Source organism: Winogradskyella sp. (genome assembly GCF_013213975.1).
In the GTDB taxonomy this organism is placed as follows: domain Bacteria; phylum Bacteroidota; class Bacteroidia; order Flavobacteriales; family Flavobacteriaceae; genus Winogradskyella.
Map to the genome: position 1 here is coordinate 1 of NZ_JABSST010000072.1, position 17,839 is coordinate 17,839.

Genomic DNA, 17,839 nt, shown 5'->3' on the forward strand with positions numbered 1-17,839 from the left:
AATTTTCTTCTAAGGAACCTAGAAGTTAACCCTAAAAACGACATTAGGAGTTATGCCTAAAGATCGTTGTTGGATTTCTGTAACTTCATCGTTACTAATGCGGTAAAAACTATTGATTATATTTTCTCGATCGAGAACATTCCATATGGACAACCCTAAATTAGCTTTAGTTTTAGCACTTAGTTTTAAATCATATAAGGCAGAAAGGTCGACTCTTAAATAGCTCTTTAGTTCGGAGGTATTTGTGCTTTCATAATTAATCTCACCATTCAATATAGCATTATTGATAACCGGTTGTGTTGTTGGTCGTCCGGAGTTCCAATTTAATCCAGCCGATAATTTTAATCGATTCGATGAATAATTTGTACCTAAGGTAACTGCATGTCTGATATTGAAATTACTCGGAAATGTATTTTCTGCAAGGTCCTTAAACTCGTATTCACTATCCATAAACGAATAGCTTAACCAAGAATTAAATCTATCAAGACGTTTTCTAATTAAAACATCAATTCCCTTAACCTCATTTGAACCGCTAGTTCTTACAAACTCATATTGATTTTGAAAACCTTGGCTTTGTGTGGTAATACCCTGCACTTTTTTAAAGTACGTTTCAGCGCTAAACAACCATCCACTCTTATCATAAGACACTCCCAAAGACACTTGTCTGCTCTTTATTACTGGGATATCTCTATCATTAGAGAGTTGCCATCTTCGTTTTTCTATTCCCAAAAAATCGTTCTGAAAATTAATAATCTGTGATGCATTTTGATGTTTAAATTCGCCCAAAACCTCAACAGAAAAATGATCTAGAAATTTATGAGATAGACTAAATCGTGGTTCTAACAAACGCTTGCCAAACTTCTCGATATAGTTATACCTTAAACCAGAAGTGATATTGGTGTTCTTATCTTTTGATTTATAATACAATTGCGAAAAAATACCATGCGTTCTAACTACTTCAGAAATTAGCAATTTAAAGCGTGGTACATCTACATCATCCAGATTCGTTATTTCAGTTTCAACAAAATGATATCCTGAAAGTAAGTTAAAGTGCTCATTAATCTTATAGTCTACTTTTAGCTTTAAACTTGTTTCCGATACTTTATTCTCTTGCAAGAATCGCTGAGAATCTAAGAGATTTGCATTTATAGATTTTAACTTGTAGTCTGTTTCATAGCCTTCGAACGTTGTTAGCCATTTATCATTCCAAATTCGACTGTAGGCTACAGATCCAGCAATACTATTTTGGCTAAGACTACTCTCTCTTGAATCTTCAACACTATCAATTGTAGCATTTTCATTAAACACCAATTCGTTGGTTACATTGATGAAATTAACGCGCAATTCTTCCTTATCGTTTATTCTATAAATCCAACGCAAGGACATATCATAAAAATCAAAGGCTTTATCAGAATTAATAATACTCGTAGCATTATTTTCGACTTCTGTATCTTGGGAGATACGTTCAAAAAAGTTATTGTAGGTTGGTGTTTCAGTAAAGTCACTTATAGATTTTCGAGCCGCAATTTGTAGTGAGGAATCACCTAACGGAACATCTACAAAACCATTAGCATCGATAAAATTTACACCAATATTTCCTTTAAATGCCTTGGTAACTTCCCTATCGGATTGCATGGAAATTATTCCTGAAACACCATCTGTAAATTCTGTACCAGATCCATTTTTTGTTAAGGAAACACGTTGGGTTATTTGAGGGTTAAACATCGATATAAGCCCAAAGAAATGTCCTGATTGGTACATTTTAATATCGTCCCATAAAATTAAATTCTGATCATGCGAACCTCCTCTAATATTAATATTAGACACCGTTTCATTAATACTTTGTATTCCTGGAAATGCTTGCACAGCTTGAAGTACGTCGGTATCTACTAAACCTGGTAAAATATCAAAATCTGAAATATCTATTTCAAAGGAACCATTACTAAGTTTATTAATACCTTTTACGATATAACCCGAAACCATAACTTCAGAAAGCTCTTGTAAGGTAAATGGTGTTGGATTAGCCAGAACCAAAATGGTATTATCTGCTATAATTTGAAATGAGAAATTAGTAACTGATTCTAAATAAACTAATGTACCCTCAAGGGATAATGCATCATCGGGAGAAATGATCTTAATCTCAGACACTAAATCTTCCGCATAATTAAATTGTACCTTAAATCGCTCTTCCAAAATGCTAAATACAGCCGACAGGGACTGCTTATCCTCAGTGGTTTGAGAATAAACAAAAAAATTGAAAATGAAGCTTAAAAACAGTAATATAATGTACCGTCTAATCTTTATTGCCATGAATTAGTACTTGGTTGGATGAACTAATCTCAAATTTTAAATTCATTGGTTGCGTAATAGCAGAAAGGGCATTTTCTAAATTATCGTGCGAAAATCCACCAGTAAATAGTCGTTCTGAATCGGTAGTCTTAACACTCACCTTAACATTGTATTGACGTTCTAATTCAGAAATAACCTCGCCTAATGGAACGGCTTTAAATCGACTTCTTTGGTCTAACCATTGAGGCGCTATATCTGTAGATTTAGCTTCAGAAAACGAATTATTTAAAATACGATAGGTATTGCCAGCCTTTAATTGACGCGTTATGGTATCCGAAACTACTCTAACAATTCCTTCATAACAAATCACCTCAAAATATTTATCTCGACTTTTAACATTGAATTCTGTTCCAACAACGGTTACCGTGCCATTATCAGTTATCACATCGAAGGTCGTACCTTTTGCAACCTTGAAGTAAGCCTCACCTACTAAATTTAATTTTCGTGCGTCCTGCCAACTTTCTTCATTATAAAAAATCTTAGAGTCAGCATTTAAAGTTACAGAAGACAAATCTGGAAGCTCAATTGTTTTTGTCTCTGCGTACAATGTTTGCTTTTCTATCAAACCATCATTCATAAACCAAGTGAAGTATACAGCTAAAGCAATAACCACAACACTGGCAATTCTCAGAAGCGGTTTAAACCACTGTATAGAACGTACTTGTGATCTATTTTGATAGGTCTGCTTAAAGCTTTCAAAATCTTTAACCTTGGAAAACTCAGATGCTTTAAAGTGTAGGGCTTTTTCAATAATATTTTTATTAATGGCATAATCTTCGCGCTTACTAAATGCCACCATTTCGGCATCTGAAAGTTCATTATTTAACCATTTTTTTAATAAATCGTCCTCAGCCATAAATTATCTCATTAATTATATAACAACCTAAAACTAAATTCTCCTGATTATTTTATTTTAAAATTTTCAAGCTCTGTTTTTAGGATATTAAAAGCAGTATAAATTCTATACTCTACCACCTTTTGAGTTACTCCTAACATGTCTGCAATTTCACTGTGCTTCTTACCTTCTACTTTACTTAACAAAAATGCAACACGCTGCTCTTCTTTTAATTTTGATAAAACTGTATTGTACTTTTCTAAATATTGCTCTTGTTCTAATACAAACTCAGGAGTTTCATTTGTATAATGCTTTGGTTTTAGTTTTTGATGTTTTAAAACCACTTTTTGATGCTTAATTTCGTTCAGCATCATATTATTTGCAACGGTAAATAAAAATGATTTTGCCTTTGCAAAGGTTACCTGTTTACAATTATCCCACAACTTAATAAATGCATCTTGTACCTTATCTCTTGGATTATATTGCGCTCCGTACTTGTAATACAAAAAATCATGAACATCATTTGAGTACTTATTATAAACACGCTCAAATGCTGCCTCTTTGCAAATATTATCGGATAAGTCTTTAGGCAAGATTAATTAGTTTGTATAAAGGTATTGAAATAATTTTTTTAAAATAGTTCAGTAGTTTTTAAAAGTTAGTTGTTGTATATTAAATGGCATGATAAATAAGCCGTTATGAATTTAAAAACACTAACATTTCTATTTGTATTTTTATTGATCTTTTGTTCGTGTAGAAAGGAAGAGACAGTATTAATTCAAACTCCTGAAGATGAAATATTAGAATCTAATTCAATTGTTTCTGATCTCATAGAACGAACTACAGCTAATGATGGATCTATTGATAATATTGTGGACAGAGCAAATTGTTTTGATATTGCTTTCCCTTATTCAGTAAGTGCTAATGGTGAAACTATCATTATAAATTCGAAAGAAGATTATGCTGTGATTGAATGTGTTTTTGATGCTTCAGATGCTGACATTGACACCTTAAACATAACCTTCCCGATTGATATTATCTTCGAAGATTTTTCGGTAACAACTGTTAGCAGTCTAGAAGAACTCAATAGTTTTTCTAGCAATTGTAATGGTGAAAATGAGGAAGATAATGACATTGAGTGTGTCGATTTTAATTATCCGTTGTCAGCCTCAACATTTAACCCAAATAATGAACTTCTAAATACAACAACACTGGTAAATGATGCACAACTATTTTCATTTGTTCGAGCTATTGATGAGACTACCATAGTAACCATGGATTTCCCACTCATAGTAACCTTATCAGACGGGTCCCAATCAAGCATATCAAATTTTCCGATGCTCGAATCAACAATAACTGCAGCGATTAATATCTGTGATGAAGATGACGATTACGATTATAGCGATGATGATTGTAACCAGTGCACAACGGCCGCTGTAGAGGATCTTTTAACAAGCTGTTCCGATTGGAATGTTAATCGATTAAAGCGAAATTCCACAGATTATGATTATAATTATGAAGGCTACAATTTTAATTTTTTCACTGATGGTAGCATGTCTGTATTTTGGAATACTACAACAGTTTTGGGAACATGGACTGCCTCAGGATCTGCCAATAATTTAGAAATAATAATAGATGTCCCAGCACTACCACTGTGCAATAATAATTGGATTTTACAAGAAGTCAAGACTTGCAGTAATGCTACAGAAATCAATCTGATTGTAGGAAACGATGATCGCCTACAATACAGAAATAGCTGTAATTAAAAACATTGAAAATGCGTAAAGGGATTGTAATATTTGGACTTTTGATAATTGCTGCAGTAATAGGTTACAATTACATTTATCAAGATCATAGAGATATTGAAAGTGAAGCTGCTGAATTTTCAATGCCTTCCTCGAAAATAGCACTTCAGTTTTCTGAAAATGCAACTACAGCTGAACAAAAATATTTGAATAAAACAATTGAAGTTTCAGGAAGGGTAACAGAAATTTCAAGCAATGAGCTTACTATTGATGATAGTGTATTTTGTCAATTTAGAGTGGCATTACCAACCAGCAAAAGCAAAAATTCTGCTATTAAAATAAAAGGCCGTGTTATTGGTTACGATGATCTATTAGAACAAGTGAAGCTAGACCAATGCACCATAATAAATTAAATCTTAAAAGATCTAGATAACAAACTAAGACACCTATTGATTAAATCAATTAAATAGACAAATGAAACATTACTTAACATTACTGTTATTTTTAATAAGCATCTCTGTGATTGCTCAAGATGACCTATTAGACGAAATAGATACTAATGATCTCGGAAATAATTATGCCACCGCAGCATTTAAAGGTCTTAAGGTCGTAAATTTTGAATCAACCAAACTCGTCGCAAAAAAAGAACTCACACTTATTATAGCACACAGATTTGGAAGCATAGAAAATGGGTTTGATAGCTTTTTTGGGCTGGATGATGCAGTCACCCTAATTAATTTTGTTTATGGAATTAGTGACAGTTTTAACGTTGGGGTGTCTAGAAGTTCATTTCAAAAAATATATGAAGCTTCGGCCAAATATAGATTAGTAAGACAGAAAGAAAGTGGATTTCCCTTCACTATTGTAGGTTATAATTCTGTAATGATAAATAGTTCATTAGAAGAAGGCAACCTCCCTAAACTAGAGTTTTCGGACCGGCTTAGCTATACATTTCAATTATTAATATCTAGAAAAGTAAATTCAAATTTTTCATTAGAAATTGCACCTACATTCTTTCATGATAATTTTGTGTTTTTTGATAATCAACACAACTCTCAATATGCTATTGGCTTAGGTGGAAGACACAAATTAAGTAAGCGCTGGTCTATCAATGTTGATTATGGCTGGCATCTTAATCGAGCAGATAATTCTCCATTTAAAAACCCTTTATCTATTGGTTTTGATTTAGAAACCGGAGGCCATGTATTTCAAATGCATTTTACAAATGCTCAAGCCATGAACACAAATGGCTTTTTAGGTCAAGCAACTGGAGATTGGGGAGATGGTGACATCTACTTTGGGTTTAACTTAAGTCGAGTGTTTTAAAAATTATTACTATGCGATCAAAATCTTTAATACTTATACTAATTATAGCATTATTTTCTGGTTGTTCTTACAATAGTGAAGACGATTTAACAGAACAGGTGATTATAGATAATTTTGTGACTTACGAAACAAATATTAAACCAATTATAGATAATAATTGTATTGTTTGCCACAACAACCCACCAGTAAATGGAGCACCTATGTCATTAACAACTTTTAGTAATGTTGTTGAGGCCGTTGAAAACAGAAACTTAATCGGTCGTATCTCTGCTACTGATGGTTCTGTTATGCCTGCTGGAGGGCCAAGATTACCACAAAGTTTAATTGACCTTGTTATTCAATGGGTAGAAGAAGGTTTAATGGAAAACTAAATATATTAATATGAAAAAATTATCATTTATAGCACTACTTTTCCTAAATTTAAGTGTATTAGGACAAAGTAAATATCTTACTAAAACCGGTTCTATCGATTTTGAAGCCTCAGTACCTTCTTTTGAAGAAGTTGCAGCAAAAAATAATGCCGTTACTGCCATATTAAATACTGAAAATGGTGAATTTGCAGCCTTAGCTTTAGTTAAAGCATTTCGCTTTAAAAACGCCTTAATGGAAGAACACTTTAACGAAAACTATGCCGAATCCGACAAGTACCCAAAAGCTACCTTTAGAGGAAATATAAATAACTTCAATTTTGACGGTCTGGGCACTTCACAGATTTTAGCCTCTGTAAATGGATCATTAACTTTTCATGGAGTAACAAAAGATTTAGAAGACATATTATTAACAACAAAACTTGTTGATGGTAAAATTATTTTATCAGGAAGCTTCAAAATAATGGTGTCAGATTTTGAAATTAAGATTCCTAAGATTGTTGCAAATAAACTATCTAATGAAGTTGAGGTAGATTTTAATTTTGAACTAGTGAAGAAGTAATTTATTGCTACAAGCTAATTTTAGAACTGATGATGTTTTAAATTGAAGAAAAAATTCCAAAATAGAAAAACAAAACATAAAGAGTCATTATTACATATATTTGTTTTGAGGTGAAAATAGACGCACTTATTTGAATGAACATTATAGGAATTGCAGCTTTATATCATGATTCTTCAGCTTGTTTACTCATTGATGGTAAGCTAAAATCTGCAGCCCAAGAAGAGCGCTTCACCAGAATTAAACACGACAAATCTTTTCCTATTAATGCTATTAAGTTTTGTCTGAAGCAAAATGACTTAGTCATTGATGATATTGATCTTATTGTTTTTTATGAAAAACCTTTTATAAAGTTTGACCGTATTATAAATACTTTACAGTATGAAGCTCCGTTTGCATTTTCATTTTTTAGAAATTCAATATTAGAATGGACCAAAACCAAACTTTGGATACCGAGCCTTATAAAAAGTAAGTTGGCCTATAAAGATAAAGTTATCTTTTCTGAACACCATGAAGCCCATGCTGCTGCTAGTTTCTTTACATCACCTTTTGAGGAGAGTGCTATTTTAACTATAGATGGTGTTGGCGAAAAAACATGTACGTCTATAGCTATAGGAAGAGGTAATACGGTTACACTATTAAAAGAACAACACTATCCGCACTCCATAGGATTATTATATTCTGCATTTACTCAGTATTGTGGGTTTAAAGTAAATTCTGGTGAATATAAATTAATGGGATTAGCTCCTTACGGAAAACCCGTCTACAAACAACTGATATTAGACCATATTGTATCTTATTCTAATGAGGGCGTTATAGAGGTAAATATGAACTATTTTGCTTTTGAGCGCGGTATATCTACTATAAACTCTAACTTTTGTAAGCTCTTTGGAAAAGACACTCGCCAACCTGAAGCTAAAATGGATGCCTTTTATTTTGATGTGGCGAATTCTATTCAAGCAGTTATTGAAGATATCATTATATGCCTTGCAAACTATGCTAAACAAGTTACAGGCTTAGATAATCTTTGTCTTTCTGGTGGTGTAGCCTTAAACTGTAAAGCCAATGGTGAGTTGATAAAACAAGGCATATTTAAGAATTTTTGGGTTCAACCTTCAGCTGGTGATGCTGGTTGCGCCATTGGTGCAGCCTATCTAGGATATTATCATTATTCAAAGCAATCTAGGATTATTTTAGATACGACTTTAAATATACAAACCTATTTAGGGCCATCGTATTCTCATGATGTTATTAGAACACAACTGGATACCTTTAATTTGAAATATAATATTCTGAGTGATAAAGAGCGATCTAGTTATATCGCTAATGCACTTAGTCATAAAATGATTATAGGTTGGTTTAGAGGTAAAATGGAATTTGGTCCTAGAGCCTTAGGTAATCGAAGCATATTGGCCAGTCCGCTTTTTGAGGATATGAAACAATATCTAAATCTGAGAATTAAAAAGCGCGAGGGATTTAGACCATTTGCTCCTATTGTTTTGGAAGACTTCAGTGACCAATGGTTTGAAGAGTGTACTATGAGTAAGTATATGACCTACACGTATAGTAGTTCTAGAAAAGAAGACATACCATCTTGCATACATGAGGATGGTACGGCTAGAGTACAAACACTATCAAAAGCTGATAATGAAGCTTTGTATAATGTTATCACAGCCTTTAAGACGATAACCAATTGTCCGGTGCTTATTAATACATCGTTTAATGTAAGAGGAGAACCTATAGTTGCCTCTCCTTTAGATGCATTAAAGTGCTTTTTTCAAACCGATATTGATATATTGGTTTTAGAAGATTTCGTTGTCACCAAAACCGATAATCCAAATCCTTCATTGACATTACTAACACCAAATTATTATGAGCTGGATTAATACTATTTTTAAAAAAGTAAATACGAACAGTAAATCACCAAAAAAGCAAAAGCAATTTGGGTATTTGTTAGGCTCGTTATTTATAGTGTTTTTTTGTGTCTCTGTTTATAAGAATGGATGGCAACTCGATACTGCAAGATATTTTATGGTAATCGCTGCGCTTAGTTGTTTTCTTTTAACGGTTATTTTTAAAAAGGGATTTTATCCATTATTATTGTTGTGGTTACTTTTTGGTGAACTATTAGGAAAACTAACTAACTTTTTGGTATTGAGCATCATATATTATTTTGTTTTTACACCAATAGTGTTAATTTTAAATCTCTTTAATAAAAAAGAGCGTTACAAACCTTTATGGACGGATAGAAAGACGAGTATTGATTATGACAGTTTAAGCTAAATTAGAGCATGAGTAAATTAAAAACTTTTAAAGCCTTAATAAAATTCATCATCTCTCAAAAGAAGTTTTGGCTACTCCCAATAGTTGTTGTTCTAGTGATTTTAACTTCACTTATACTTTTTAGTGAAAACTCTGTAATAGGACCTTTTATTTATTCGTTGTTTTAATCTATTGGGTCTTTCATTATAGAAATGATGGCGCCTTCAATGTCGGTTGAAATTTGCTTTGCAATGATTTCATTTCCTTTTTCTGTGGTATGGCAAAAGTCTGTAAAAACACTGGTTTTGGTATTATCAAATACGGTAGAGATATCGCTGTATGAGGCTAAATTATTTAAAATAGAATCCTTCTTTAAATAGACATAGGTGTTTTTATAAATAGCCCTTAAATTCAATTGCTTGGGATCTAATTTTTTTTCATAACTAGAAAGTGATTCTTTACTAAACATGGTAGGTTGTATAAAGTTAAATACTCTAATATTATGAGTGTCTTCGTAATATTTAGAAGACATAGCAAAAAAACGATAGTTTTCAGCAATTTTTAATGAGAGACTATCTGTATTAATAGTAGTCGATGGAGATCGTAACTTCTTTTTTACATATTTAATAAACCGGTTAGTATAACTAGAACGGAGAAATAATAGAAACTTCTTTTTGTAGGTTTTGGCACTATTAAACTCTAAATTTCTATTAAAAGAGTTCGTTGGGATACCAGTATCTCCATTTTGATGAGCACTCAAAACTTCATTAACTCCATCGAGAAATATTACAATGTCTGGAATGCTGCCCTTAATAATTTCATTGTCTAAAATAATATCCTCTTGCCGCCTATTTAAACCATAAATACCATAATTAACAACTTTAAAGTTCAATTCTGAGTAGCGTCTGGATAATTCTTTTGACAGCAAGGATGGTATAGTAGTGCTATCTGCAGATCCAAAACCATACATGGTTGAGCCACCAAAACAAGATATATTTATAGTATCTCTAGCTGTTCTATTAACAAATTGACTCGTTTTTCGTCTTCCATTAGCATCAATAGTGTTGTATTTACCTTGATAAGCCTTGTGGGCATAATGAATATAAGGTTTCCATTGCATTTCCAAATCAACAAACTCATGATACATATCACGAATTTCATCATCTGACATTCCATCATGAATCTTGGCTTCGATTTTTAAGTCTATGGTATCGTCATAGACTTTATTGTCCTTATAGTTGTAAATAATTGCAAAAACTATTTCCAATATAAAAAATACAATAAGCACATTTCTAAATAGAACCCAACTATGTTTTAACGCTTTAGTCATCTTTGGAAATTCTAAAAATATAATTTTGTTCTAAGAGCTTCGTTTGTTCTTGCTCTATTGTTAAATGCAAGGACCACTGTTTTGCAATATGCTTTATGTGCATAATATCGCAATCTTGGGATAAAATCATTAAAATAGTGTGGTCGGTTCTAGTTGTAAGTTCTTCAAAAAGCTTTTGAAAATACTCAAAATTTTCACCACAAAACCAAGCCTGTTCTTTTATGTTTTTAGGTTGCTTTGCATAGTAGGGTGGGTTGATAATTATATAATCAAAACGCTGCTGTTTTATGTTTTGAAATAAATCTGACTCTACGATTTCAATGTCCAAGCCATTTTGACTGCTATTTTCTTTCAGAGCTGTAAGTGCAATAGTATTAATATCTGAAGCTGTAACTTTTGCACCTTTTGATGCTGCATATAGTGCAATAATTCCTGATCCAGAACCTAATTCTAATAGTGTTTTTTCGTTTAAGTCTAAGGGTTTTAAATACTCTAAGAGTATTTTAGTGCTCAATGTACAATGTGGAGGAAATACCTCTGGCATTACCTTAACTTTAATTCCCTCAAATCCATAGATACGAGGTTTACTAAAGTACTTTTGACTCGTATACTTTAAGAATGGATGTGTTATTTTTTTTAGAATAGCCCTCATTACTCCGAGTAGAATCCTTGAATTTCAGGTTGTCTATATTTCCATAATTTATGAAGTGCTTTAATTTCATAAGGGAATTTATAAATGCCAGTCTTATAGCGGAACTTAGAAATAGAGCGCAACACTGTTTTCTTAAAGCCTTTAATTCGAAAGTCAGATGCTGTTGGGTAATAACCGTTTAAAACCGTTTCAAAGTTCATAATTCGATCTACCATTTTTGGGGTTAACCAAGGTGTTAAAGGGTTTTTACGCAAATCAAAATTCTCCCATGCTGGGTCTAACCAATCATCTAATTTTTTAGGAAAACTAAAACCTGCCTGTTGTATTTGCTCGTATAATTCTGAACCTTCTGTGGCCACAGGACTATACAGATAAATGATAATCTCTGCGTCTGGATTAATCTCCTTAATTTCCTTTATAAAATTAATGTCCCAGTCAATTTGTGCCATCACTTGTTCTGGAGTATCGGCCGGCATACCAAGAACAAATGAGAATTCTGGGATAATACCTATAGGATATAAACGTGCTGCGAAGTCTTTAATACCTTGTCCCGTTTGTGTACCGCCTTTATTTATTTGTTTTAGAATATCATCATTACCCGTTTCAGCACCTAGGAAGATCATCTTGCAACCAGCATCTTTCATAAGTTTTAAATCGTCATCTGAGTATTTATTAATAGTGTCGATACGACCTTCGCCCCACCAAGTAATACCATCATCTTTAATCAATTCTGAAAATTCTATAACACGCTTTCTTGATGTAAAGAAGTTATTGTCATGAAATTCGATAGCATCAATATCGTAATTGTCTTTAAAGTATTTGACATCATTATATACGGTTTGTGCTGATTTGGCTTTCCATCGGCCTTCATAAATAGGTACTACAGCACAGAACGAGCAGGTAAATGGACAACCTAAGCTAGAATGGTAGGAGAAGGTCTTACTACCTAAAAAAGTACGGCTTAAATAATTCTCGAGCTTGTAAAAGGAGTTAAGATATGCGTAGGGTAATTGAGGTAAACTATCCTGATTGAGTAGCTTTTCTTTTTTAGTGCGCACTACAGTACCATTCTCATCTTTATAGATGAGGTTCATAATGTTGGGTAAGTCATTTAGCTGACCAGATTCTAAGGTTTTTAGAAGTTCAGGAAATGTCACATCGCCAGGACCGTTAACAATATAGTCTACATACGGAGCTTCAATAGAGACCTTATATTGGTTGGAGGCAAAATAACCACCCCAAATGGTTACTGTTTCTGGAAACTGCTCTTTTATTTTTTTGGTGAACGGAATGGCTTGCTTTAATTGAGGTCCAGGCATTACTGTACTACAGAAATATTTGTATTCTCCTGTTTTAAAGTAAGTCTGAATTTTTCCCCAAGGGTCTTTTTCTAAATTGCCATCAACAAAAGTAAAATCATAATGCCCATAAATAGAAGCACCAACTTGTAAAATAGAATTTGGAATTCTATGTTTGGCATCAGCACTGCGAGGATTAAATATGATAATTTTATGGGCCATATTTAAGATAATTTTTGAGGCATAAAAAATTGCTTCAATTTCCTTTCAAATGGAAAAACATAAAAGCTGTTTTCAATTCTCCAATATGCAATTTTTTGAAGAAAGAATAATAAAGCCGATGATTTTCGATAAGCGATTTTTTGATAAAACTTAAAATTTTCTACTAAAGAGATCATATTATCATCCATCCATTCACTTTTCTTACTATCTACGTAATCAAAATTACTCCAAGCTTCTAGGGTGTTGTAAAACTCATAGCCTTTCTCCTTTAGCTCATCCGCAATTTTATTTCCTGGGTACGGTTTAAAATAAAAAATACCCATGTGAAAATCACTACTCATTTTTCTGAGGTTTTTAACTATTTCAATGGTTTTTAGGATACTTTCTTTTGGTTCATCTGGAAAGCCCACAATAACACTAAAGTTAATGGCTATGTTGTAGCTTAGACATTTTTCTGCAACTTCATATATCTGTTCGACTTTAATATCTTTTTGCATCCAGTCTAGCATTTCTTGTGACCCAGCCTCTATGCCTATCATAACTTTTTTTAAGCCCGATTTTTTACAAAGTTCCCATACGTCTTCTGGTAATCTTGTGCCTTGGTCTGCTCTCATGGTTCCAAACCATGTAATGGGTAGTTTTCTATTTATTAGCTCTAAAGCAAATTCTTTGACTCTAGACTTGTTTGTAAAAAATGTTTCGTCCTGAAAATGGACATGATTAAATTTATATTTTTTCCATAAATGATAAATCTCATCGACCATTCTTTCGGGTGTATATCCAAACCATCCTCTGTTATACATAAAAGGGTCTGCACAGAAGGAACATCTAAATCTACAACCTTGTGATGAAATATAATCTAGTTGTTTTGTACCACTTAAATTCATGTAGGCATTGACATCAATTAGATCATAGTTTAAAGGCGGAAATGTATTAATATTTGCCATGGCTCGTTCCTTATTTTCAAGAATGACTCCATTTGATTTAAAGCAAATTCCTTTTATATCTTTTAACGAGTTTTTATGTTCTAGCTGATTAATAACTTCGGCGAAAGTAACCTCTCCTTGCCCTTTAACTACTATATCAACTGCTGAGTCTTTTAAGGTGTCTTCTGGAAATAATGAGGGATGCCATCCGCCCCAAATAACAGGTAGATCAGGTAGCTCTTTTTTAACTGCTCTAGAAATTTTGAGAGCGTCTTTTATAGGGTTACCTGTTAAAACTGTGGTTGCAAAACAAATTGGGCTTTTTTGGAGAAGTGTTTTTATTTTAATCATAGGGTCTTTTTCCAAGCGCCCGTCAACAATAACAATATTATATTTTTTTGAATCTAAATAAGATCCAATGGCCAGTAAGGCTAATGGCATTGTATAGAATACCGCCTTTGGGTTATATAGAATTATTGTTTTTTTGTTTTCCATGGCTTAGAAACTCCAGATACGTATTGAAACTTACTATTATTTTTTGAGTCGTCGTATATTACGAGGACTTTAATTATTAATTAAAGGCACTACAGCATCTACTGCAAGCGGGTAGAAAACCTCCATTCCTAGAAACGGTTGACCTAAATTGCTTTATAATTTTACCATGCCAAATATCTTTTAAGCTCTTTTCGTAAATATTTCCTATATCGATATTATAGCATCGACCATGAGCTGGTATCACTGAGCCATCAGATTTAATCATAATATTAGAAAATATATCATTACACATTCTTCCTATAATCTGCTCTGGTTTATGATAAAACGCATTCAATTTGTCTAGAGAACTTATTTCTGGTGAGAATGTAATTGGGTAATTGGAGCTCTTGTTTTTAATAGTCTCAATTTCATTCCATAGTAGTTCTAAATCAAAATTATCAATGTTAACTTCATCTATATTAGATGCTGTAGCAGGATATGAATGCGCCCAAATTTCGTTATGCTTATCCGCAATGTGCTGCGGAGTAAAGTTAGTGTGCATAAACCCTATTTGTTCTAGCGGATATGTTTTAAAAACCTCTAAAAACTCATTTAAATAACCAATGTTCCACTCGGTAATGACACAAAAAATAGAAATTTTAGGAGGGTTCGGGTATTTTAATAATTCCTCAATACCTTCTAAGGCCTTTTGAAAAGATGTTTTATGACCTCTTATTTCGTTATGAATATCTTGAGGTCCATCTAGAGAAATATACAACTCATTTAGTCCAACGTCAACTAATTGTTTAGCTTTTTGTTTCAATGTTAAAGCATTGGTAGTGATGGAAGTAAATAGATGCTTTGTGTTAGCGTAATCTAATGATTCTATTAAGGATGGATATACAAGAGGTTCGGTAAATCCATATCCTATTTTAGTCTTGGGATAATATTTTGCTGTCTGATCAATAATTTTTTTTATGAGATCTAAGGGCATGTTAATGGGATGAGTACCAATAAGATTCTGAGCAAAATTGCTTTCTAAATTCTTAGTGCCAACATCGCACATTTTACAATGTAAATTACAAACATTGTTAACACCAAGGACAATCCAACTTGGCGCAAAAATATAATGTTCGGGCAGGTATTTTTTATTTAAATATTTAAGCATTAATTTTTATGTTTAAATAATAATACATACCTAAGATTTGGGCTGCTGCATTAGCTAAAAGTACTCCAGTTATATCAAAATCTAAAGCCAATAATGCTAGTGATAGCACAAAATTGAGGCTCAAACAATATATATTAATTTGTACAACTTTACGTTCCATTTTTTGCTTGAAAAGATAAAACACGTGCATAGAATAGATATAGGGTGGAAGCCCAACGAAAAATCCTATGATTGCTTGCGTTAAAGTTAGTTTAATATCAAATAAAAGAAGCAGTATATAATATATAAAAATTGTAATTGTAAGATTTATTAAAATACCATAGGTAATAGTCGTCTTTTTTATCTTTAAAATCGTCTTATTCTGCATTCGGTAAATATTCTTTAAGTAAGGAAACAGGATGACCGTTACTAGAGATTGAGAAAAAATAAAGAATCCAGAAATAATCTGGTACTCACCCAACAACTTACCATCGTAGAAAATGTTAAAGGCATAAACATCAATTTTAGATTGCAAAAACCCTGAGATAGCAAGCAGAAAAAAAGGTAATCCCAACTTGAGTACATTAAAGTTGAATTTCACTTCTTTAAAATGTATAAATCTGTGGTAATATATAATCGACATCATTACTTTAATAACAATGCTAATGGCATAACTCCTTATTAATACATCTAAATTTATCCTGTCATTTAAAAAATAGAGTTGGGCAACTAATATGACAAAGCCAACAACTTCAATACTAATTGATTTTATATAATCACGATTATAGTAGATAATGACTAAAAATGAATTATAAATAAATGAGCTCAATAACCACAGAATTAAATAAACTATCAGATGAGATGGATATAGAAATAGTATTGGAATAACAAAGATTCCACAAAGCCATACTCTTGCTAAAAAGAACTCTTGCCAATCAATTATTATGTTTTTAGGGTTTTGACTAAAAGCACGCATTAAATAGGTTTTGTTTCCCCAACTTGTCACTATTGAAGCAATGAAGAAAAACAGCATGTACTCTACAAAGTTTCCCCATAATTCTTTTGAAAAATATCTTACAACTACAAATGAGAAGCCAATTGCAAGCAATGGGTTTAGAATTGTTCTAAAACCATTTAGTGCGACAGGATATAATCGCAAAGCAGATTTTTTTAGTTGTTGATTTGTCACCTAAGTATTCACTCTATAACAAAAGTTACAATTTAAGTTATTTCTATGTGAGTTTAATATATATCAGTGATTAATATTACTTTTATCGAAAGTGATGAAGGATTTTCTAAAACAAAATAAAGAGACCCTTATGTGTTTTATGCCATTAGTTCTGTTAATGGTTTATTTTTTTTGGAAATCACTATCTTTTCCTTTGCACGATTTTTCTAATAGTTATTTTCCAGCCCATATTGCAAATTATGGTACAGAACCTGAGCAAACTTTGTTCGATATCTATGCTTACAATAAGTATATATGGGCTCAAGGTTATGAAGATGTACTTGCAGATTTCTACTTGAATAGTCCTTTTAATAGCACCTTTTTTTACCCCTTTGCATTAATTTCAAATGCATACGTTTCAAAAGTCTTATTTAATGGCTTGAGTATCCTTTTGTTTCTATTGGCCATATATATATTGCTCAGAAGGTTTGGTAAACCCACTAAATGGTTATTAGTTCTTGCACCTCTGTTGTGTTTTGTGTCTTTGCGTAATCAAATTTTATTTGGCCAGACCTATTTCTTAATATTTGCCTTGGTGGTGTTGAGTTTTTATGTTTTCGAAAAGCAGAAACATAGTCTTGGTGCTAGTTTCTTAGCCTTTGCAGCTTTGCTCAAGATTTTTCCTGTATTGTATGGTCTGCCTTTAATGTTTAAGAAGAATTGGAAAGGGATTGGGATAGCTATCTCTATAGGCATCCTATTATTAGTTATGTCCTTATTCATTACTGGAACCTCAATATGGGAAACCTATATTTTTGAGGTGATGCCTAATGCGATTAAAAATAAAAGCACGGTGAATTTTCAATACAATGCTCAGTCTATGGATGTGTTTTTAAAAACACTTTTTGTGAAAGATATGTATTATATTCCTGAGGCATATTTTAATATTGAACAGCTATATTTTGCTCTTAAGTGGCTTTACAAATCGATAGTCTTAGGTATAGCTGTTTCATTAAGTTTTACAAAAAAGACTAGCTACTTTGCACTATTGTCCATTTGGGTGGTCACCTTGTTTATAATACAATCCAGAACCGCTACCTATGCCCAGATACTGTGGTTAATTCCTGTATTTTATGTGATGTCAATATCCGTTTCAGGATTAAAAAAAATAGCAATAT

At 32.4% G+C, this 17,839-nt stretch carries 18 protein-coding genes; 9 read left to right on the plus strand and 9 right to left on the minus strand.

Annotated elements, in window-relative coordinates; translation table 11 throughout:
* Positions 1 to 18: 18 nt before the first annotated feature.
* From HRU49_RS11380 to HRU49_RS11390, 3 genes are read right to left on the minus strand one after another with little or no spacing between them, the layout of a single operon-like run.
* Complete coding sequence (locus HRU49_RS11380; RefSeq protein WP_296357236.1) at positions 19 to 2,310, minus strand: TonB-dependent receptor plug domain-containing protein; 2,292 nt, start codon at positions 2,308 to 2,310, stop codon at positions 19 to 21.
* Positions 2,294 to 3,205 carry a FecR domain-containing protein gene (locus HRU49_RS11385; RefSeq protein WP_296357238.1) on the minus strand — a complete coding sequence of 304 codons (912 nt, stop codon included), beginning with the start codon at positions 3,203 to 3,205 and terminating at the stop codon, positions 2,294 to 2,296. Before HRU49_RS11385 ends, HRU49_RS11380 begins: the two co-directional genes overlap by 17 nt.
* 47 nt (positions 3,206 to 3,252) lie before the next feature.
* Complete coding sequence (locus HRU49_RS11390) at positions 3,253 to 3,777, minus strand: sigma-70 family RNA polymerase sigma factor (RefSeq protein ID WP_296357239.1); 525 nt, start codon at positions 3,775 to 3,777, stop codon at positions 3,253 to 3,255.
* A gap of 105 nt (positions 3,778 to 3,882) precedes the next feature.
* Here HRU49_RS11390 and HRU49_RS11395 point away from each other — a divergent pair, with 105 nt between their 5' ends.
* The 8 genes from HRU49_RS11395 to HRU49_RS11430 all read left to right on the plus strand — a co-directional run bounded on the left by HRU49_RS11395 (position 3,883) and on the right by HRU49_RS11430 (position 9,632).
* Positions 3,883 to 4,950, plus strand: a complete 1,068-nt coding sequence (locus HRU49_RS11395; protein ID WP_296357241.1) for a hypothetical protein — start codon at positions 3,883 to 3,885, stop codon at positions 4,948 to 4,950.
* A gap of 11 nt (positions 4,951 to 4,961) precedes the next feature.
* Positions 4,962 to 5,342 carry a hypothetical protein gene (locus tag HRU49_RS11400; protein WP_296357243.1) on the plus strand — a complete coding sequence of 127 codons (381 nt, stop codon included), beginning with the start codon at positions 4,962 to 4,964 and terminating at the stop codon, positions 5,340 to 5,342.
* Positions 5,343 to 5,403: 61 nt separating this feature from the next.
* Positions 5,404 to 6,255: a DUF5777 family beta-barrel protein gene (locus HRU49_RS11405; protein ID WP_296357244.1), complete on the plus strand. Its 852-nt coding sequence runs from the start codon at positions 5,404 to 5,406 to the stop codon at positions 6,253 to 6,255.
* 11 nt (positions 6,256 to 6,266) lie between these two features.
* Entirely contained in the window at positions 6,267 to 6,626 is a 360-nt protein-coding gene (locus HRU49_RS11410; RefSeq protein WP_296357245.1) for a cytochrome c, read from the plus strand.
* A gap of 10 nt (positions 6,627 to 6,636) precedes the next feature.
* The gene (locus HRU49_RS11415; protein ID WP_296357247.1) at positions 6,637 to 7,185 is read left to right on the plus strand and encodes a YceI family protein; all 549 of its coding nucleotides are present in this window, start codon (positions 6,637 to 6,639) and stop codon (positions 7,183 to 7,185) included.
* Between the two features lie 134 nt (positions 7,186 to 7,319).
* The gene (locus tag HRU49_RS11420; protein ID WP_296357249.1) at positions 7,320 to 9,068 is read left to right on the plus strand and encodes a carbamoyltransferase N-terminal domain-containing protein; all 1,749 of its coding nucleotides are present in this window, start codon (positions 7,320 to 7,322) and stop codon (positions 9,066 to 9,068) included.
* On the plus strand, positions 9,055 to 9,465 hold the full coding sequence (locus HRU49_RS11425) for a hypothetical protein (RefSeq protein WP_296357252.1): 411 nt from the start codon (positions 9,055 to 9,057) through the stop codon (positions 9,463 to 9,465). The genes HRU49_RS11420 and HRU49_RS11425 overlap by 14 nt, the downstream gene beginning before the upstream one ends.
* Before the next feature lie 8 nt (positions 9,466 to 9,473).
* Complete coding sequence (locus HRU49_RS11430) at positions 9,474 to 9,632, plus strand: DUF5989 family protein (protein WP_296357254.1); 159 nt, start codon at positions 9,474 to 9,476, stop codon at positions 9,630 to 9,632.
* Here the strand turns inward: HRU49_RS11430 and HRU49_RS11435 are convergent.
* From HRU49_RS11435 to HRU49_RS11460, 6 genes are all read right to left on the minus strand, one after another.
* Positions 9,629 to 10,774: a hypothetical protein gene (locus HRU49_RS11435; protein ID WP_296357256.1), complete on the minus strand. Its 1,146-nt coding sequence runs from the start codon at positions 10,772 to 10,774 to the stop codon at positions 9,629 to 9,631. The two genes, HRU49_RS11430 and HRU49_RS11435, sit on opposite strands and share 4 nt — an antisense overlap.
* Positions 10,767 to 11,426, minus strand: a complete 660-nt coding sequence (locus HRU49_RS11440) for a methyltransferase (protein ID WP_296357257.1) — start codon at positions 11,424 to 11,426, stop codon at positions 10,767 to 10,769. The genes HRU49_RS11435 and HRU49_RS11440 overlap by 8 nt, the downstream gene beginning before the upstream one ends.
* Positions 11,426 to 12,946, minus strand: coding sequence for a radical SAM protein (locus tag HRU49_RS11445; protein ID WP_296357259.1), 1,521 nt, complete (start codon positions 12,944 to 12,946; stop codon positions 11,426 to 11,428). Before HRU49_RS11445 ends, HRU49_RS11440 begins: the two co-directional genes overlap by 1 nt.
* Positions 12,947 to 12,948: 2 nt before the next feature.
* Complete coding sequence (locus tag HRU49_RS11450) at positions 12,949 to 14,367, minus strand: radical SAM protein (protein WP_296357261.1); 1,419 nt, start codon at positions 14,365 to 14,367, stop codon at positions 12,949 to 12,951.
* 76 nt (positions 14,368 to 14,443) lie between these two features.
* Positions 14,444 to 15,514, minus strand: a complete 1,071-nt coding sequence (locus HRU49_RS11455) for a radical SAM protein (RefSeq protein WP_296357264.1) — start codon at positions 15,512 to 15,514, stop codon at positions 14,444 to 14,446.
* Positions 15,507 to 16,652 carry a hypothetical protein gene (locus HRU49_RS11460; RefSeq protein WP_296357266.1) on the minus strand — a complete coding sequence of 382 codons (1,146 nt, stop codon included), beginning with the start codon at positions 16,650 to 16,652 and terminating at the stop codon, positions 15,507 to 15,509. Before HRU49_RS11460 ends, HRU49_RS11455 begins: the two co-directional genes overlap by 8 nt.
* Positions 16,653 to 16,875: 223 nt before the next feature.
* On the opposite strand from HRU49_RS11460, the gene HRU49_RS11465 reads away from it, so the two are divergent.
* Positions 16,876 to 17,839, plus strand: a 964-nt coding sequence (locus tag HRU49_RS11465) for a glycosyltransferase family 87 protein (protein WP_296357269.1), incomplete at its 3' end; no start/stop codon positions are given.